This is a genomic window from Fusobacterium necrogenes (assembly GCF_900450765.1).
In the GTDB taxonomy this organism is placed as follows: domain Bacteria; phylum Fusobacteriota; class Fusobacteriia; order Fusobacteriales; family Fusobacteriaceae; genus Fusobacterium_A; species Fusobacterium_A necrogenes.
In genome coordinates this window covers 1,864,323-1,882,224 of sequence record NZ_UGGU01000003.1, presented here as the reverse complement: position 1 = coordinate 1,882,224, position 17,902 = coordinate 1,864,323, and the positions used below count along the sequence as shown (strand labels likewise).

Below are 17,902 nucleotides of genomic sequence, written 5' to 3'. Positions count from 1 at the left end.
TTCTTTTCAATATTCAATATATCACTACTATTTTTGATTAACAACTTCTTTATTAAATTTAGTAGGTACTTAACCATAACTCACTTTTCCTTTTTATCCTTTGAAAACTATTATCTATTACTTTAGGTGTTTTCTCGAGTTCTTCAGCTATTTCTTTATACGAAAATCCTTTTATCATGTAATTAAATACTTTTCTTTCAAATGGACTAAAATTATGCTCTACAAAATTTTGAAACTCCATCACTTTCTCTTTAGATAAAAATATAGCCTCAGGATTATACTGCTTATTTAAGTAAAGATTTTTCGAATAACCTTCATGAATATCTTCAATCTCTAAATTATTTCCACTAGCCTCGTTCAAAACGCTATTTTTCTGCGCCGTTGAACTTCTAATAGCAGTCAATATTTGCCTTCTTATACATAAAGTCGCAAAAGTTTTAAAAGAAGCTTTTTCCTTACTATAATTCTTTATAGCTTTTAACAATCCTATCATTCCCTCTTGGAGCAAGTCATCTTGCTCAGCACCAACTAAAAAATAGTTTCTTACATTCAAAAATATAAATTTCTTGTATTCCTTTAAAATTAAGTTCAATGCTTCTTGATTCCCCTGCTGTGCTCTTTCTACTATATCATCTGTTATTAAATTTTCACTCATATAACTCTTCTACCTTCCCACTTTTTTTAACTGTTCTAGAAAGATTTTACTATCTCAGATAAAATTATTCCTCCAGCTACTGAAACATTTAAAGAGTTTATCTTTCCATACATTGGTATTTTTATAAGAACATCACAGCTTTCTTTCACTTTCTTCCTCATTCCATTTCCTTCACTTCCAAGAACTAATGCTGTTCTACTAGGATATTTCTCTTGAGAATAATCCTTACTTCCTTCTCCTTCTGCTCCATATACCCAATAATCTAATTTTTTTAATTTACTAATAGCATCAGATATATTTGTAACTTTTACTATATCCACATACTCTATTGCTCCAGTTGAAGTTTTAACAACCGTTTCATTTATTCTTACAGCATTTCTTTCTGGAATAATTATTCCCTTTACTCCAAAAACTTCCGCACTTCTTATCAAGGCTCCAAAATTTCTTGGATCTTGAATTTCATCTAGTATTAGCACAATAGACTTTTCAAGCGGCGCTATTTTCTCTAAGAAAGCTCCAAAATCAACATAATAATCATAATCACTTATATAAACTACAACACCTTGTGAATTTTCTCTTTTTTTATCAGTATAAAATATCTTAATATTTCTCTCAGAAGCTAATCTTTTTATTTTATTTACTTTTTCATCCTTGGCTCCTTTAAAAATCTCCAGCTTTTCTATTGTCTTTTCTTTATTTTGTAAAACTTCAATAACTGGATTTATACCTATTATTTTCTCCATTCTTCCTCCATCATATATCTACTTTTATTCTTTCTATATTAGCTCCAATACTTTTTAATTTTAAACTTAGATTCTCATAACCTCTATCCACATGGTATATTCTGTTTACAACACTCTCTCCTTCAGCCTTTAAAGCAGCTAATATCAAAGAGGCTCCTGCTCTTAGATCACTTGCCATAACTTCAGCTGATGAAAAGTTTTCAATTCCTTTTATCGTTGCAATATTTCCATTTATATCTATCTTTGCTCCCATTCTATTTAATTCAGGCACATGCATAAATCTATTTTCAAAAATAGTTTCCTTTATTTCACTACTTCCCTTAGCTAGACACATAAGCGTCATTATAGGTGATTGCAAATCTGTGGGAAAACCTGGATATGGCATAGTTGTAACTTTAACTCCTCGAATATCAGAAAGTTTAGACAAAACTGCTAAGGTGTCCCCCTCTATCTTATATCTAACTCCCATCTCTTGTAATTTTAATAAAAAAGCCTCCAAATGTTCTTTTATAACACCTTTTACCCTTACCTTTCCATCAAAAATTACAGCTGCTATTATGAAAGTTCCTGCTACTATTCTATCGGCAATAATAGTATGTTCACATGGATATAACTTCTCAACTCCTTCAATTTTCAAAGTTCCCGTTCCTATCCCATCTATCTTTGCTCCCATTTTATTTAAAAAATTACACAAATCTATTATCTCTGGTTCTCTCGCTGCATTTTCTAATATTGTAATCCCCTTTGCCTTAACAGCTGCCATTACAATATTTTCAGTAGCTCCTACACTTGGAAAGTCTAATATTATCTTTCCACCAATCAATTCATCAGTTTGAGCCTCTACATATCCATGGTCAATTGTTATTTTTGTTCCTAAAGCTTCAAAACCTTTTAAGTGTAAGTCTACTGGTCTAGCTCCAATAGCACATCCACCAGGAAGAGAAACTTTTGCTTTCTTACAATGGGCTAACATTGGTCCCATCACTAAAAATGAAGCTCTCATCTTTTTTACAAGTTCATAACCAGCCACCAAATTAGTCAATCCTTTATTCACAATCTTATATGTATTCAAGTCCAATCTTTCTATTTCCAAACCTAAACTTTCCAATAATTTTACTAAGGTTCTTATATCCATTAAATTTGGAACATTTTTTAATACATATGTCCCTGTCTCTATAAGAGTAGCTATCATTATTGGAAGAGCTGCGTTCTTAGACCCCTCTACCTCTAATATTCCATCTATTTCCCTACCACCTATGACTCTAAAAGCTTCTACCATTTTCTATTTTTCTCCTTTTCAATTTTACATATTGGACAACCCTTTCCAAATAATTTATCTAAAAATGTTAATTTTTTAAACTGGAATACATATTCTGGCATTTTATCCTTCAATAATCTATAGTGTCTTTCACAGAGTGCTTCTCCAAAGTATTTAATATATTCAACATAGAGTCCATTTTTTTCAAATTTCTCCTCCATGCTCTTTACTACAATCTCTCTTTCGTTTGTTTCAAAAGCCTCCTTACTTACAACAACTAATCCTATATCTCCTAAAAGATTCAATCCATCTACTAATGTATATCTCAATCTATTTTTTTCAGCTTCTAAAATATACGGTTTTAAATATTTTAATGAAATTTCCCTTTTTAATTTTATATATGCAGTTGTTGACTTTTTCATCTCTTCTAAAATCTCAGGATATACATACCCAGACTTTAGTTCCTTCTCCGTTAAAGCTAAAGCTATATTCTCTTTAAATTCATCTAAATAAAAAGCTCGTTCCGCCTGCATTTTTAAAAATCTCAACTTCACCTGACTCTCTTGATCAACTAAGTTTTCACTCACTAATATCACCTTTTATATATGACTTTTGTAATAGATTATATCATAATATTTTACCATTTTATAGTGATATTTCAAAAGTTTTTCTAAAACTCTTTTGAGAAATTTTAACATAAATCATAAAAAAATGGTATAATAGTCTTACAATTATTTTCAGGAGGAAAAATAGTGAGAAAAATTTTTTTTATCTTTATATTCACGAATGTATTTTTGACAACTTTTACTAAAAATATTACCTTTAACTTTAACACTCCAACAGGTAAAGTACAATATTTCAAAGCTGGTGATCTCAATGTCCAAAGTAACTATTTTTATGAAGGAACTCTAACTCTAGATCTAGAAGAAACAGAATATCATTTTTTAATCATTAATGAAGATTTTCCAATCATCGAAAAAATCTATAATATTAAAGATATAACCACCCCTATCAACATAGTATTTTCTAAAAAAGATTATGTAGTAGTCCAAGGTAAAATTACTAGTAACTCTTCAAATTTAGGGAATGTTGTTATCTCTTTTACCAATGCTGAAAATAAAAGTTTTAATTTTATTACTGATATATTTGGACAGTACACAGCCTATCTACCACCTGGTAACTACCTTATAAATGCCAAAAGATTTGGTTATACTCTTGAAAAAATAAATAAGATTGTACATACTTTTTCCTTTACTAATAATCCTTATTCTTTAAATCTTGAACTGAAAGAATTGCCAAGTTTCATACAGGGAAAAGTTATAGATGAGAATGGATTTGCTATTCCATATCCAACTCTTTTTATAAAAAACGGTAAGGATATTATAGAGAAACAGGGGGATGAGTTTGGAATGTTTAAACTTGAAGTTGATAGTGGTATAGTAACTATTCTTGCTCAAAAACATAGTTTCTTTCAAAATGGAGTTGTTAGAAAAGTAGAAAAAAATTCCTCTATCAGCAATATTGAAATTCCACTCAAAAAAATAAGATACAGTATCACAGGAACAATTACTAATGGAATAAAAGCCCTTCCAAATATACAACTTCAACTGTTAACCGAAGATAATAATAAAATTACAACAACTTATAGTAATGAAAATGGCTATTTTGAATTTTATAAAATTCCAGGTAATAGAGAAGTTTTTATTTCCATCTTAGATGAAGAAAAAGTCATTATGAAAACCCCTATTATAGAGTTAACAAAGGATATTAAAGACTACAATATTCTAATTGATAAATAGAGCAAGTCAGCATAAGCTTGACTTGCTCTTTTAATCATCTATCACATTCAATGTAGCTACTCCATTTAAATCCAAGTCAGAAAAGCACTCCTTTTTATCTTTTGCATTAATAAGTTTATAATAGGCTGCTTCAGCTATCATAGCTGCATTATCCGTACAAAGTTTCAAAGATGGATAAAATACCTCTATTCCCATTTTTTTAGCTTCTTCTGTAAGTTGACTTCTAAGTAATGAGTTAGCTGCCACACCGCCAGCTAAAATAATCGTTTTGACGTTTTTATCTTTAGCCGCCTTTAAAGTCTTTTTACATAGGATATCTACAACTTTTCCCAAAAAAGAGGCTGCTAAATCTTCATTAGAAAATTCTTCACCTTTCATCTTCATCTTATTTACAAAGTTGATTACAGCTGTTTTTATCCCTGAAAAACTAAAATCGTACTCTCCTACCTTAGGTTCAGATATCTTAAGAAAATTTCTATCTCCTTGATAGTACATTTTATCAATCACAGGCCCTCCAGGATAGCCTATTCCTAAAACTCTAGCAACTTTATCGCAGCTCTCTCCTACTGCATCATCTAATGTTCCACCTAAATTAGTAAACTTATGATTTTCATCCATATACAAAATATTAGTATGCCCTCCAGATACAACCAATGAAATACATGGTAATTTTATATCATGCTCTAAAAAGTTTGCATACATATGCCCTTTTATATGGTGTACAGGTATAATAGGTATATTATGAGTATAAGATAACCCTTTAGCAAAAGATATTCCTACTAACAACGCTCCTATAAGTCCAGGAGCATAAGTTACAGCTATATAATCTATATCTGTTATAGTTAGCCCAGCTTCTTCTAAAGCTTCATCTACTATTGTAGCTATATTTTTTATATGCTGTCTTGAAGCTATTTCTGGAACTACTCCTCCATACTCTTTATGTATCTCTATCTGTGAAGAGATTTTATTAGATAAAATCTCCTTCCCATCTTTCAATATAGCTACGGAAGTTTCATCACAAGAAGTCTCTATCCCTAAAATTATCATTAAAGAACCTCCCTTTCTCTCAATAACATATTGTCTATTATATCATTTTTTAAGAAAAAAAGCACTTTTTTAATGAACAGGAAGTTCATATTTTTTAAATATCTCCATTATCTCTTGTTTTCTTTCGTATCCTAAATCTTCTACCTCAGCTAATGGATACTCCAGTCCTAACTTTTTATATTTAAACACTCCTAAAGTATGGTATGGAAGTATTTCTACCATTTCAACATTATCAGCCTTTGATATATATTGAGCCGTTCTTTCAAGAAGTTCATCATTATCAGTTATTCCTGGAACTACTACATGCCTTATCCAAGTTGACTTTTTTATCTCCTTTAAATATTCGAAAAATTTTAAGGTATTATTGATATCTACTCCTGTTAAATCCCTATGAATGTCCTGATCTATAGCTTTTATATCTAGCAAAACCAAATCTGTATATTCTAAGATCTCTTTTACTTGTTCATTAAAAATATAACCTGAAGTATCTAAAGCCGTATGAATACCCTCCTTTTTACAAAGTTTAAAAAGTTCTAATACATAATTACCTTGAATTAAAGGTTCTCCACCAGTTACAGTTACACCACCCTTTTTTCCAAAAAAATTTCTGTATCTTTTTATTTTTTTCAAAGTATCCTCAGCACTCTCCTGTATCTTTTTTTCTGCTATATTCCAAGTATCAGGATTATGGCAAAATTTACATCTCAATGGACAACCTTGTAAAAAAACTACAAATCTAATCCCAGGTCCATCTACGGTTCCCATACTCTCATAAGAATGAATATTTCCTAAAACCATTTTATCTCCTTTTTTAAATTATTAGACTCATCTGAAAAATAGTAAAAATTGATAAAGAATAAATAGAGCAAGTCAGCATAAGCCATACTTGCTCTTTATTCTTTGAACGAAAGTCATTCTTGAACTATTTATAATAACTTTAATTTCTTAAATTGCAACATCCCCTATATTACATTTTTCCACTGATAGTTCTTGATAGCACATCTAACTGTTGTTCTCTTGTAAGTCTTACAAAGTTTACTGCATATCCCGAAACTCTAATTGTAAGTTGTGGATATTTATCAGGATTTGCCATAGCATCTTCTAATAACTCTCTATCAAATACATTGACATTTAGATGTTGTCCTCCCTGTGGAGTAAAATACCCATCCATCAATGTAACTAGATTCTCTACTCTATCCTCTTTAGTTTTTCCTAAAGCTGCTGGTGAGATAGCAAATGTATAAGAAATTCCATCCTCTGCATGGTGGAACGGTAATTTAGCCACTGAAGCTAGAGAAGCTACAGCACCTCTTGTATCTCTTCCATTCATTGGATTAGCTCCTGGTGCAAAAGGTGTTCCTCCTCTTCTACCATCTGGAGTATTTCCTGTTTTCTTTCCATATACAACATTTGAAGTAATAGTTAATATTGATTGAGTTGCCTTAGAGTTTCTATATGTTCCATGAGTTCTTAAGTAATTCATAAACTTCTCAACTATTTGAACTGCTAGCTCATCTGTTGAGTCCTCATCATTACCAAATGGTACATACTCTCCTTCTCTTTCAAAATCTACTACTATTCCCTCTTCATTTCTTATCACTTTTACTTTAGCATCTCTTATAGCTACTAGTGAATCTACTACTATTGAAAGACCTGCTATTCCACTAGCTTGAGTTCTTTCTACATTTAAATCATGTAATCCCATAGCAAAAGCTTCATAAGAATACTTATCGTGCATATAATGTATAATTTTTAAAGCATTTACATAAGTTCCTGCCAACCATTTCATCATTTGGTCAAACTTATCCATCACATCATCAAAATCTAAGTAATCTCCCATAACTGGAGTGAACTTAGGTGCTACTTGAACTCCACTTTTTTCATCTCTTCCACCATTAATAGCATATAAAAGTGCTTTTGCTAGATTTGCTCTAGCTCCAAAGAATTCCATTCCTTTTCCTATCTTCATAGGAGATACACAACAAGCTATTCCATAATCATCTCCTAATTCAGGTCTCATTAAATCATCATTTTCATACTGAATTGAAGAAGTATCTATCGATACTTTCGAACAGAATTTTTTCCAATTTTCAGGAGAGTTCACTGACCATAAAACTGTTAAATTTGGTTCTGGAGCTGGTCCTAAATTATATAGTGTATGTAGATATCTAAATGATGTTTTAGTAACTAATGTTCTTCCATCTACACCTTGCCCTCCAATAGATTCAGTTACCCATGTAGGATCTCCAGAGAATAAATCATTGTATTCAGGTGTTCTTAAAAATCTTATTATTCTTAATTTTATTATAAATTGGTCTATTAACTCTTGAGCTTCCTCCTCAGTAATTACTCCAGCTTTAAGGTCTCTCTCAATGTATATGTCTAAGAAAGTAGAAGTTCTTCCTAAAGACATAGCTGCTCCATCTTGATCTTTTGTAGCTGCAAGATAAGCAAAATAGAGAAATTGCACAGCTTCTTTTGCGTCTTTAGCAGGCTTAGTTACATCAAAACCATAAGATGCACACATTGTTATAAACTCTTTTAAAGCTTTTATTTGCTCAGATACCTCTTCTCTTTTTCTAATTATATCTTCATTGAAATCTGCTGATTCCAATTGTTTTAATTGCTCTTTTTTATCTTCAATTAATCTATTTACACCATATAAAGCTACTCTTCTATAATCTCCTATGATTCTTCCTCTTCCATAGGCATCAGGAAGACCTGTTATAATCCCACTTTTTCTAGCAGCTTTTATCTCATCTGTATAAGCTGAGAAAACCCCTTCATTATGAGTTTTTCTATACTTAGTAAAAATCTCTTCTGTCAATGGATCAATTTTATATCCATACGCCTCTAATGAGTTTTTAACCATTCTAAGTCCACCTTTAGGAAAGATTCCTCTTTTTAGTGGAGCATCAGTTTGAAGCCCTACAATAACCTCTGAGTCTTTATCAATATATCCAGGTCCATAAGTGACTATCCCTTGTGGAAATTTAGTCTCTGCATCATAGATTCCCTTTTCTCTTTCTACTTTGAACATCTCTGTTAACTTATTCCAAACTTTTTTAGTCTTCTCTGTAGAATCAACTAGGAAAGAATCATCACCATGATAAGGTGTATAATTTTCTTGTATAAAGTCTCTGACATTGATCTCCTTTTTCCATAATTGACCTTTAAAATTGCTCCAAAACTCCATTTTGCCTCCTTAAAATTAATAAATATTAAAAAATTCAAAAACCCTTTAGTGTGTTAATTTTTATTTTATATTGTTTGAATATACTTTATGATATCATTCTTTATTCAAAAAGTCAATTTTTTTGTTTGTAAAAATAATATTTTTTATATAAAAATATTTGAAGTGTTTTTAAAATAAAAAAGCCGACAATCCAGGCTTAGTGCCCAGACGGTCGGCTAAATCTTAAAGTTATACTCCACGTGGTTATCCACTTTTTCTCCGTCAGTTATATAACTATTTATAGTATATCATTTCTTTTATAATTTATCAACAACTTATTTAATTTTCTCATAATTACTTTTTATTATCTCTCTAACAGTCGTACTTAATTCTTTGACCTCATCTTTAGAAAGAGAGTTTATATATATTGGTTCATCTACAACTATAGTGACCATCTGATTTCTTCTCATCTTCCACTCTCCTCTTTTTTGTATATTAAAAGTACCTTTTAAGGTAATAGGTACTATTATTCCACTTGTTTCTGTTGCCAGCTTAAAACTACCTTTTTTGAATCTAAGTATCTCTCCATCTAAACTTCTTTCTCCCTCAGGAAAGATAACTATTGGATGTCCAGATTTTACAATTTTTACCGCTTCTTTTATATCCTTTATTCCCTCTCTTGGATTTTCTCTATCTAAGAAGACACACTTACTTTTTTTCATCCAAATACTAAAAAATGGCCAAGTTTTCATCTCTTTTTTTGCTACAAATCCAGTATCTATGTGTAATGCACTAACAATGACGGGAATATCTAAATTACTCTGATGATTACATACAAAAATAATTCCCTTTTCTCTCTCTAAAGCGTTAATATTTTTTCTATTTTTATAAATAACTCTTAATTTTACACCTAAACTTCTTAAAACCAGTTTTGATAACCATCTTAATTTTTTTCTTGCTAACTTCACTCCAGTTACTTCATCTTTTAACGCTATTATAGGAAGATATAGTATACTTATGTATATAAATATTAATAATCCTGTTCCAGCTGCTAATATCATTCCCAACATATTTTCTAATCCTCCTAAATTTCTACTCTTCAATCTCTTTTATTGCCCTTTGAATATCTTTATATGTAAATCCTTTTCTCATGAGAGAATTGATTTTTTTATCTACATCTTTCCCCTCAAACCTTTTTAATTGTCTTTTTATCTCAGTTATATCTCGAAAATTATCATTCTCTAAGACTTTTTTAATTATTTCTGAGCTTATTCCTTTTTGAAGAAGCATAAATTCTATCTTTTTTTTACTATAATTATGTGACCTTACATAGCTCTGTGCATAATCATAATCATTGAGATAGCCTAAATCTACAAATCTTTCTAAGATCTCTCTTAAAATATCTTTTTCTCTATATTTAGCTAAAAGTTTATGATATAGCTCTTTTTGAGAGTAATCTCTTTTACTTAACCAAAAATAAGCCATACTTTCTGCTCTTTTTCTAACTAATTCTCTATACTCAACTTCAGTAATCTCAATACGATTTTTCAAATCAAAGTCTAATATAGTTTGTCTATTCAAATCTAAGTAAAAAAATTCATCAAAATATATCTTATTTCCCTTAAGATTATACTTCATCAAAATTCAATGCTCCTTCTGGAACAGCTATTCCTTGTTCCTCTTCCTCATCTTTTGCTGAATGTGGTTTCATAACTTTCATTACTTCAACTTCAATAGCTGCTAATAACTCTGGTTCACTCTCTAATCTCGCTTTTACATTCTCTTTTCCTTGTCCAAGCCTAATATCTCCAAAACTGAACCAAGCTCCAGATTTTGCAACTATATCGTATTCTAAAGCCATATCTAGTATTTCACCAACTCTCGATATTCCCTTTCCATACATTATTTGGAAAGCTGCTTCTTTAAATGGAGGAGCTATCTTATTTTTAGTAATTTTTACAACTGTTTCATTTCCTATTGCCTCATCACCTTGTTTTACACTTCCTACTCTTTTTACTTCCATTCTCACTGAAGCATAAAACTTTAATGCCTTTCCTCCGGTAGTTGTAGTTTGAGGCCCAAATCCAAATCCACCAATCTTATCTCTAATTTGGTTGATAAAGACCATTGTAGTTTTTGATTTATTAAGTGTTGCAGTTAATTTTCTCAATGCTTTAGACATAAGTCTTGCTTGTAATCCCATCTGTTGATCCGACATCTCTCCATCTATCTCAGCTTTTGGAACAAGAGCAGCCACTGAGTCTACAACCACCAAATCTACAGCTCCAGAACGAACAAGCATATCAGCTATCTCCAAAGCTTGCTCCCCATAATCAGGTTGAGATATTAAAAGCTCATCTACATCTACTCCTAAAGCCTTAGCATAAATAGGATCCAAAGCATGTTCAGCATCTATAAATGCCACTATCCCACCCATTTTTTGAGCTTCAGCTGCTATGTGTAAAGCTATTGTTGTCTTTCCTGAACTTTCCGCTCCATATATCTCAACTATTCTTCCTCTAGGTACTCCACCTTGACCTAAAGCTAGATCCAAATTGATACTTCCTGTTGAAATTGTCTCTACTGCCATACTTTGATTAGAACCCAATTTCATTATAGATCCTTCTCCAAAATCCTTCTTTATCTGCTTCATTGCCATCTCTAATGCTTTTTCTCTCTCATTAACTTCATCCTTTGTCTTCGCCATACTACTCCTCCTCATTTATTTTTTTATCTATGATGTCTAAAACTTCTTTAGCTCTTATCTCTTTCATACATTTAAAATGACCTCTTGGACATTTTTTATCTCCATGCAAACTACAAGGAGAACAACTTTCATTTGCATATATAAGAGTATCTCTTCTCCCAAACTCAAACATTCCTGGACTCGTAGGTCCAAAGATTACAAAAGTTCTACAACCAACTCCTCTAGCTATATGAAATGGTCCTGAATCATTGGTTACTAGAAATTTTGCTTTAGCTAGTAAGCCTCCACTCTCTTTTAAAGAGAGTTTTCCAGCAAGTACAATACAAGAGTTTTCACTTAGCCTATTTATCTCTTCGCATTTAGAAATATCTTGCTTTGCACCTATAAGCACACTCTTTAATCCATATCTTTCAAAAATAAGCTTTGCTAATTTCGCAAACCCCTCAGAAGTCCACTCTTTAGTATTCTTAGATGCCTTTGGTGCCATCACTGGCAAACCTTCAAACTTTCTTAACTTTATATTTTCTTCAAATTTAAAGTCTAAATCCTCACCTACATATTCTAAATCAAAATCTTTAAAAGCACCAAAATAATTTTTTACAATTGTATCATCTACTTGATATCTTATAACTCTTAGTTTTACTAATAAGGTTTTCCACCAAGCCCTCTTTTTATAAGTATAAGTTCTAACTCCAAGCTCTTTTGCTATCATCTTAGATCTAAACTTTGCATGTAAATCAAATACATAATCATAGTTATTTTCCCTTAGTCTAGCAGCAAATTTTTTTATATTTTTTATTCCATCATCTTTTTTCTTACTAAAAGTGATCAAATTATCTATATATTCCAGTCCAGATATGGCATCTTTAAATTGTTCTAGAACGACAAAATCTATTATAAGTTCTGGATATTTTCTTTTAAAAGCCTTAAGTACAGGAGTAGTAAGTATTATATCTCCTATAGAACTCATCCTTATTACTAATATTTTCACTTCTTCCCTCTCAATCTTCTTTTAAAATTAGAAAACCATATCAAATACTTTTTCAGAGCTATAGCTCCTTTATAGTAAATACTCTCCCTATCATATTCTATATCCCTATCACAGCTTTCTTCTAAATAGATAAATTCAAAAACCTCACCAAATTTCCCATATCTATTTCTCATAAGCTTTGTATCTATAAGATATACAGTATTTCCATTTATTAAAAAATTCATAACTTGAGAGTCTCCGTGAAGATACCCCCTTCTATGTATCTTTTTTAACTCTTCAGAAATCAAGGCTATATCCTCAGTCCTTCCCTCTTTTCCCTCAAGATATGAATATAAAAGATAAGAATCAACAACACAAGGGCCAATTTTTTTCTCTACTACCAAGTATGGTATTGCTCCATTGAAGCCTAACTTATTTATCTTTTGAATATTTTCATATTCTCTTTTACTTTCACTACCTCTAAATATAGATAAAAATCTCTGCCACTTTCTTCTATTTTTCTCAATAGGTTTTTTCAAAACATATTTTTCCCCATCTATATTTACAATGGCCACATAGCTTCTTTGATCATTTTTTAAGACCCTCTCTATATTATAACAAGCGTTTTTTATTTTGTCATATAATTTTATATTTTTTTTATCGTCATAATATAAAATATCTTGCTCACACCTTAATCTCTCCATCAGTTTTCACTCTCTAAATTTTTTTCTATTCTCTTTAGTACATATTCCGGTTTTATCTCTAACATACATCTAAAATGTTTTTTAGGACAAAAGTTTCCTCCATGAATTGAACATGGTCTACATTCCAATCCATCTATTTGAAATATTTCACTATTTTTAGACCATGGAAAAAAACCAAAATTTTGAACAGTAGGTCCAAAAATAGCTAAAATTTTAACAGTTGAAAAAGCTGAAGCTATATGTGTTGGAGATGAATCATTTGTTAGTACTATATCAGCTCTTCTTATCACTTCAGCTAATTCCAAGAGAGTAGTTCTTCCCCTTAAATCAATTGAGCTTCCAGAGAGATTAATATTGAGTAATAACTCTTCTTTTCCCCCTATTACTACAACTGTTGTATCTTCTCTTTTTTCCAATTCAGCTATAATTTTTCTAAAATACTCAAGAGGCCATTTTTTAGTAAACCACTTACTTCCAGGAGCAACTACAACCATTTTTTTCCTCTTTTTCTCCAATAATCTATCGACTTTTTCCCGTTCTAATTCAGTCGGAAAAAGTTCTATCTCATATCTCTTTTCTTGATTTTTAGGAACAAAAGAGAGGAGTTTTTCAACTTCATGCTTACTCTTATCATAATGAACTTTTTCTGTAAATAAAAATGAAGCAGCTGCATTGTCATACCCTCTTCTTACTGGGGCTCCTGTCAAAAAACTAATAAGTGTACTTCTCAGATATCTATGTGGCGTTATCACTAAATTATAAGCTCCCATTTTTAATTTTTTAATTATGGACCAAAAGCCATTCAATCCTCTGTGCTCTCCTCTTTTATCATATTCTATTATATGAGTAAGATACGGATTATTTCTCAAGATTGAAGCTCCTATAGGAGTTGTCAGATAAGTAATCTCCGCTTTAGGATAAGTATCTCTCAATTTTTTTATAAGTGGAGTTGAAAGGACAATATCCCCTATAAATGCTGTATGAATAATTAAAATTTTAATTTTTCTCACCCTCTTCTAAGAGAAAACTTTCATCTATATAGTTTAAAAGTTCTCCTTCCATAATTTTATTATAATTATCAAAATATGGATTTTTATAATTCTCCTTTGGATTTCCCTTATCTGGAATTAGATATTTTACTTTAGAATTACCAAAAACTCCCCATCTTATAATACTTTGAGTAGCCTTAGCTGGGTATATTCCTACTATTCTCTTTTGAAGTGCTCCAGCAATATGTGTAGGTCCAGTAGAAGCTCCCAAATATACCTTTCCCTTTTCTATTATAGCTGCTATATTTAAAAGATCTCCTCCATTTGCATAGAGATATACACCATCTCTTGCTATTCTATCAACTAATCTTAATCCTCTTTCTTCTTCTGATATATGACATATTACAATCACACTTTTATCTGGGTTATCATCTCTGAATCTTTGTAAAAGAGAGACATACTCTTCATCTTTTATATTTTTAGCAGACCCACCTGTAAAAGGATTAACAACTAAAGTCTCTCCTTTTATATTATAAGTTGAAAAAAAAGTCTTTGCTGCTTTTTTATTCTCTTCACTTAAATAGATCTTAGTATCTATCTTAAACACTTCATTATATCTCTTTTCATCAACTTTTTTTATCAAATCTAAGTTATATTCAGCCTCATTTTTTATAGACTTAGATCTCTTTTGCCAAACACCTTTATTAAAAGTAAAAAATGAATAGGTCTTAGAAAGTGGTCCTATTTTAATCGGAGCCTTACTTGCCTTAGCAAGTTGCGATACAAATTTATCATTGTATAGAGCTATGAAAATATCAGCATTAAAATATGCTATTTTTTCTAAAAGCTCTGATTGTGTATAATCATCTATTTTGATTACTCTATCTATATATGGAAGATTTTTCACTATATCATAGTTATACTTTCTTACTAAAACCACAAGTTCTGCTTTGGGATACATCCTTTTTATCATAAAAAAACTTGGAATTGAAAGTACTAAATCTCCTATCTTATCAGTTCTTGAAATTATTATCCTCTTGATCTCCATAATCCTTCCTTTATTTTTCAATATAACTTCCATTCTTAGTTATCTCGTATAGTTTATAATATTTTACCATAGTGTATAAAGAGCTTGTACAAGCTAATAAAAAACCCTCTTTTCCATCTAAAAAACCAAGTCTTAATAAATACATTCTTAAAAATTTAAATAGTGGATTAAAAACTAACTGAAAAATATTACATTTTTTTCCTCTTTTATAGTACTCTATAGCCCCTTCAGTTGTATAACGATTAAATTTAGTAAAATAATCAGTCAATGTGGAGTAGCTGTGATGGTAGATCTCCTCTTTCAAAATTTGAACTTTCTCAGTTGTTTCAAAAGTTTCATGTACAGTATTTTCATTAAACCTTCCAGCATCTTTTTTAAAAAGTCTTATATGATAACTATTACTCCAACCTCCATATTTTATTTTTTTTCCAAAACAAACAGATGTAAAATTTATAGTAAATACGCTATCTTCTCTAGTCGCTTTTTTTATTTCCAAAATCTTCTTTTGTAATTCTAAAGATATTTCTTCATCTGCATCAATATTTAAAATCCATTCTCCACTAGCTTTATCTATTGCAGAATTTCTTTGTGACCCGTATCCTTTCCAAACCTCCCTATAAAATTTTGCACCATATCTCTTAGCTATCTCTTCAGTTTTATCAGTAGAACCACTATCTACTATCACTATCTCATCAGCTATTCCTTTAACTGATTCTAAAGTTTTAGCCAAAATCCTTTCTTCATTCATTGTTATCATTGCAACTGATAATTTCATATAACACCTCTTAAGATAGCCAGCCATATATTTTCCCTAAAATATAATTTCTTGCTATAAACAAATTTATTTTAAATTTCTTTGGAGTAAATTTTCTAAGCTCTATACGTCTTATCATATCATATTTAGGAATTCTTCCATTAGTTCCTTTTTTAGTTGTAACAAATCCTTTTATTCCCTCTTTTTTGAGCATCTCTATCACAGACCTATTTTTATGTCCCCACGGCCAACAAAAATATTCTACTTTCTTTCCTATTTTCTTTTCCATTAATTCCTTATTTAATAGAAATTCCTCTCTTACTCTTTTCAGAAATTCCTCTTCACTCTCATAATGAAAATATTTCTCTTTATTATTGTTAATATACATTTGAGCTAATTTTAACTGCTCCTTTTTCTCTTTTCCTTGTAGCTCACTATCATAATATTGTTTAAATTTTTCAAAAAAACTTTTCTCAATAATAACAGCTCTAGAAGAATACTCTCCTCTTTTTCTAAACTTAGGATATCCTCTTTCTATTTTTCCATAGAGATAAATATCTGTTATATCCTCTTCATCTCCATTTAAAAAACCTTCTATTTTATCACTTACAAACACTGCTGTATGTTTATGTGAATGGGCTTGAAAATCGATTAAACCACTTTCAGACATCTCTTTTATCTCCTCCCAAGTGAGATACTGTTCAGTTGTTCCATCTCCACTCTCAACAAACTTTTTCATAGCTTCATAATTCGCCTTATCACTGATAAGAATCTCAGTTTTCTCCTCTCTTTTCTCCTTTACATAAAAAGTATTCAAAAAAACAGTAGCTTTCATATTATATTTTTTCAAAAGTGGTAAAACTTCAGAATAATTATCATAATAGCCATCATCTAAAGTTATTAGTACTGAATTATCTTTTATATCTCCAGCTCCATACTCTTTCAAAGTTATAGGATTCATATTTTTTTCTTTCAATATCTTTAAATGCTCTTCAAACAGTGCTGGTGTTACACCTGATATCTCATTTACCTGATGATACAAAAATATCGGAACTCCCTTATCTTTAAAATATATAATTAATATCAATATCATTATAACTATCCCTATCCACATATTGACTCCTTTTTTTCTCTTTTAGAATATTATATCAAATCTGAGTGGAAAATACAAAAAAGAAAAAAGATGAGCCAATGACTCATCCTTTTCCTTAAAAATATTTAGGGTTAGACTACAACATATGAATCTAAAAAGTGGGGTTTAAAAAATTATTTGGAATATGGTGCCTAGAAATGGATTCGAACCATCGACCGTACGGGTATGAACCGTATGCTCTAGCCAACTGAGCTATCTAGGCATATCTTAAAAATTTGCTACACAAATATAATACACTATATTATGAGTACTGTCAAGTTTTTTTTAGAATTTCATTAAAAAAAGAACATGTCCACAGACATGTCCTTTAAAAAAACACTATTACTCTTCAACTGGTTCAAATTCATCTTTTCCAACGCTACAAAGTGGACATAACCAGTCATTTGGTACATCTTCCCAAGCAGTTCCTGCTGGTACTCCATTTTCAACATCTCCTACTGTAGGATCATATTCATATCCACATACTACACATACGTACTTTTTCATCATTTCCTCCAAATTTCTATTTTAACTTCAAAAATACATCTAAACTATTTATTTATCCATAAACCATGAATATTGCAATACTCTCTAGCTATTACTTCTTTTCCTTTTGGAACCTCAAAGAAAGCTTCTGGTTCTTGTTCAGGTTTTAGATATTTTCTGTAAAGAGTATCTCCGTCAACTTCTAACTCTATAAATTCAATGTAGTGCTCTGCTAACATAGGATGTTTAGCATCTTTTCCAATTCTAACTAAATATCCATTTTCTTTTTCTTCAACATATGGCACATGTTTTTCTGTAGCTGCATCTTGAGTCTTTGCTGATATTACTTCAACCCCTTTGTCACAACCTTCTCCTGAAATTACTTGTGCTAAAGCTCCACATTCTAATTTAATAAAGTCTTTTCTCATAAATAAA

General features: G+C 30.6%; 19 protein-coding genes, 1 tRNA gene and 1 riboswitch. Of the genes, 1 reads left to right on the top strand and 19 read right to left on the bottom strand.

Going from position 1 to position 17,902, the window contains the following annotated elements; all coding sequences use genetic code 11:
* Nucleotides 1-58: 58 nt before the first annotated feature.
* The 4 genes from DYA59_RS09010 to DYA59_RS08995 are packed head-to-tail and all read right to left on the bottom strand — an operon-like array spanning nt 59 to nt 3,243.
* Complete coding sequence (locus DYA59_RS09010) at nt 59-655, bottom strand: sigma-70 family RNA polymerase sigma factor (protein WP_115271337.1); 597 nt, start codon at nt 653-655, stop codon at nt 59-61.
* Nucleotides 656-690: 35 nt separating this feature from the next.
* Nucleotides 691-1,398 (bottom strand): 23S rRNA (guanosine(2251)-2'-O)-methyltransferase RlmB, encoded by a 708-nt coding sequence (rlmB, locus tag DYA59_RS09005; protein ID WP_115271335.1) that lies wholly within the window; start codon nt 1,396-1,398, stop codon nt 691-693.
* A gap of 10 nt (nt 1,399-1,408) precedes the next feature.
* Nucleotides 1,409-2,677, bottom strand: a complete 1,269-nt coding sequence (gene murA, locus DYA59_RS09000; RefSeq protein WP_115271333.1) for a UDP-N-acetylglucosamine 1-carboxyvinyltransferase — start codon at nt 2,675-2,677, stop codon at nt 1,409-1,411.
* Nucleotides 2,671-3,243, bottom strand: a complete 573-nt coding sequence (locus DYA59_RS08995; protein ID WP_115271331.1) for a DUF1694 domain-containing protein — start codon at nt 3,241-3,243, stop codon at nt 2,671-2,673. Before DYA59_RS08995 ends, murA begins: the two co-directional genes overlap by 7 nt.
* Before the next feature lie 165 nt (nt 3,244-3,408).
* Here DYA59_RS08995 and DYA59_RS08990 point away from each other — a divergent pair, with 165 nt between their 5' ends.
* Nucleotides 3,409-4,455 (top strand): carboxypeptidase-like regulatory domain-containing protein, encoded by a 1,047-nt coding sequence (locus DYA59_RS08990; RefSeq protein ID WP_115271329.1) that lies wholly within the window; start codon nt 3,409-3,411, stop codon nt 4,453-4,455.
* Between the two features lie 30 nt (nt 4,456-4,485).
* On the opposite strand, the gene tsaD is transcribed toward DYA59_RS08990, so the two are convergent.
* The 15 genes from tsaD to DYA59_RS08915 all read right to left on the bottom strand — a co-directional run bounded on the left by tsaD (nt 4,486) and on the right by DYA59_RS08915 (nt 17,895).
* Nucleotides 4,486-5,502, bottom strand: a complete 1,017-nt coding sequence (gene tsaD / locus DYA59_RS08985; RefSeq protein WP_115271327.1) for a tRNA (adenosine(37)-N6)-threonylcarbamoyltransferase complex transferase subunit TsaD — start codon at nt 5,500-5,502, stop codon at nt 4,486-4,488.
* 69 nt (nt 5,503-5,571) lie between these two features.
* Nucleotides 5,572-6,300 (bottom strand): pyruvate formate-lyase-activating protein, encoded by a 729-nt coding sequence (gene pflA, locus DYA59_RS08980; RefSeq protein WP_115271325.1) that lies wholly within the window; start codon nt 6,298-6,300, stop codon nt 5,572-5,574.
* Between the two features lie 169 nt (nt 6,301-6,469).
* Nucleotides 6,470-8,698 (bottom strand): formate C-acetyltransferase, encoded by a 2,229-nt coding sequence (pflB, locus tag DYA59_RS08975; protein WP_115271323.1) that lies wholly within the window; start codon nt 8,696-8,698, stop codon nt 6,470-6,472.
* 194 nt (nt 8,699-8,892) lie between these two features.
* A riboswitch (ZMP/ZTP riboswitch) is annotated at nt 8,893-8,977 on the bottom strand.
* A gap of 35 nt (nt 8,978-9,012) precedes the next feature.
* Nucleotides 9,013-9,747, bottom strand: coding sequence for a lysophospholipid acyltransferase family protein (locus tag DYA59_RS08970; protein WP_115271321.1), 735 nt, complete (start codon nt 9,745-9,747; stop codon nt 9,013-9,015).
* A gap of 22 nt (nt 9,748-9,769) precedes the next feature.
* Nucleotides 9,770-10,315 (bottom strand): regulatory protein RecX, encoded by a 546-nt coding sequence (locus tag DYA59_RS08965; RefSeq protein WP_172606971.1) that lies wholly within the window; start codon nt 10,313-10,315, stop codon nt 9,770-9,772.
* Nucleotides 10,305-11,384, bottom strand: coding sequence for a recombinase RecA (gene recA, locus DYA59_RS08960; protein ID WP_115271317.1), 1,080 nt, complete (start codon nt 11,382-11,384; stop codon nt 10,305-10,307). Before recA ends, DYA59_RS08965 begins: the two co-directional genes overlap by 11 nt.
* 1 nt (nt 11,385) lies before the next feature.
* A complete protein-coding gene (locus DYA59_RS08955; protein WP_172606992.1) occupies nt 11,386-12,354 on the bottom strand; it encodes a glycosyltransferase family 9 protein in 969 nt (322 codons plus the stop codon).
* A 17-nt stretch (nt 12,355-12,371) separates the two neighbouring features.
* Nucleotides 12,372-13,058 (bottom strand): lipopolysaccharide core heptose(II) kinase RfaY, encoded by a 687-nt coding sequence (locus DYA59_RS08950; RefSeq protein WP_115271313.1) that lies wholly within the window; start codon nt 13,056-13,058, stop codon nt 12,372-12,374.
* On the bottom strand, nt 13,058-14,059 hold the full coding sequence (locus DYA59_RS08945) for a glycosyltransferase family 9 protein (RefSeq protein WP_172606991.1): 1,002 nt from the start codon (nt 14,057-14,059) through the stop codon (nt 13,058-13,060). The genes DYA59_RS08950 and DYA59_RS08945 overlap by 1 nt, the downstream gene beginning before the upstream one ends.
* Nucleotides 14,055-15,095, bottom strand: a complete 1,041-nt coding sequence (locus tag DYA59_RS08940; protein WP_115271544.1) for a glycosyltransferase family 9 protein — start codon at nt 15,093-15,095, stop codon at nt 14,055-14,057. Before DYA59_RS08940 ends, DYA59_RS08945 begins: the two co-directional genes overlap by 5 nt.
* A 10-nt stretch (nt 15,096-15,105) precedes the next feature.
* Entirely contained in the window at nt 15,106-15,870 is a 765-nt protein-coding gene (locus DYA59_RS08935) for a glycosyltransferase family 2 protein (RefSeq protein WP_115271309.1), read from the bottom strand.
* A 10-nt stretch (nt 15,871-15,880) separates the two neighbouring features.
* Nucleotides 15,881-16,963, bottom strand: a complete 1,083-nt coding sequence (locus tag DYA59_RS08930; protein ID WP_115271307.1) for a polysaccharide deacetylase family protein — start codon at nt 16,961-16,963, stop codon at nt 15,881-15,883.
* Between the two features lie 164 nt (nt 16,964-17,127).
* Nucleotides 17,128-17,204 (bottom strand) — tRNA-Met (locus tag DYA59_RS08925).
* A gap of 119 nt (nt 17,205-17,323) precedes the next feature.
* Nucleotides 17,324-17,488: a rubredoxin gene (gene rd, locus DYA59_RS08920; protein ID WP_115271305.1), complete on the bottom strand. Its 165-nt coding sequence runs from the start codon at nt 17,486-17,488 to the stop codon at nt 17,324-17,326.
* 44 nt (nt 17,489-17,532) lie between these two features.
* Nucleotides 17,533-17,895 carry a desulfoferrodoxin family protein gene (locus DYA59_RS08915; protein ID WP_115271303.1) on the bottom strand — a complete coding sequence of 121 codons (363 nt, stop codon included), beginning with the start codon at nt 17,893-17,895 and terminating at the stop codon, nt 17,533-17,535.
* Nucleotides 17,896-17,902 lie beyond the last annotated feature (7 nt).

What these genes read in the sequence shown, in the direction of transcription:
- DYA59_RS08930 (WP_115271307.1), bottom strand. Translation starts at nt 16,963, where the DNA reads ATGTGGATAGGGATAGTTATAATGATATTGATATTAATTATATATTTT.
- pflA (WP_115271325.1), bottom strand. Translation starts at nt 6,300, where the DNA reads ATGGTTTTAGGAAATATTCATTCTTATGAGAGTATGGGAACCGTAGAT.
- DYA59_RS08950 (WP_115271313.1), bottom strand. Translation starts at nt 13,058, where the DNA reads ATGGAGAGATTAAGGTGTGAGCAAGATATTTTATATTATGACGATAAA.
- DYA59_RS09010 (WP_115271337.1), bottom strand. Translation starts at nt 655, where the DNA reads ATGAGTGAAAATTTAATAACAGATGATATAGTAGAAAGAGCACAGCAG.
- recA (WP_115271317.1), bottom strand. Translation starts at nt 11,384, where the DNA reads ATGGCGAAGACAAAGGATGAAGTTAATGAGAGAGAAAAAGCATTAGAG.
- DYA59_RS08940 (WP_115271544.1), bottom strand. Translation starts at nt 15,095, where the DNA reads ATGGAGATCAAGAGGATAATAATTTCAAGAACTGATAAGATAGGAGAT.
- DYA59_RS08915 (WP_115271303.1), bottom strand. Translation starts at nt 17,895, where the DNA reads ATGAGAAAAGACTTTATTAAATTAGAATGTGGAGCTTTAGCACAAGTA.
- pflB (WP_115271323.1), bottom strand. Translation starts at nt 8,698, where the DNA reads ATGGAGTTTTGGAGCAATTTTAAAGGTCAATTATGGAAAAAGGAGATC.
- DYA59_RS08935 (WP_115271309.1), bottom strand. Translation starts at nt 15,870, where the DNA reads ATGAAATTATCAGTTGCAATGATAACAATGAATGAAGAAAGGATTTTG.
- rd (WP_115271305.1), bottom strand. Translation starts at nt 17,488, where the DNA reads ATGAAAAAGTACGTATGTGTAGTATGTGGATATGAATATGATCCTACA.
- tsaD (WP_115271327.1), bottom strand. Translation starts at nt 5,502, where the DNA reads ATGATAATTTTAGGGATAGAGACTTCTTGTGATGAAACTTCCGTAGCT.
- DYA59_RS08970 (WP_115271321.1), bottom strand. Translation starts at nt 9,747, where the DNA reads ATGTTGGGAATGATATTAGCAGCTGGAACAGGATTATTAATATTTATA.
- DYA59_RS08955 (WP_172606992.1), bottom strand. Translation starts at nt 12,354, where the DNA reads ATGAGTTCTATAGGAGATATAATACTTACTACTCCTGTACTTAAGGCT.
- DYA59_RS08965 (WP_172606971.1), bottom strand. Translation starts at nt 10,315, where the DNA reads ATGAAGTATAATCTTAAGGGAAATAAGATATATTTTGATGAATTTTTT.
- rlmB (WP_115271335.1), bottom strand. Translation starts at nt 1,398, where the DNA reads ATGGAGAAAATAATAGGTATAAATCCAGTTATTGAAGTTTTACAAAAT.
- murA (WP_115271333.1), bottom strand. Translation starts at nt 2,677, where the DNA reads ATGGTAGAAGCTTTTAGAGTCATAGGTGGTAGGGAAATAGATGGAATA.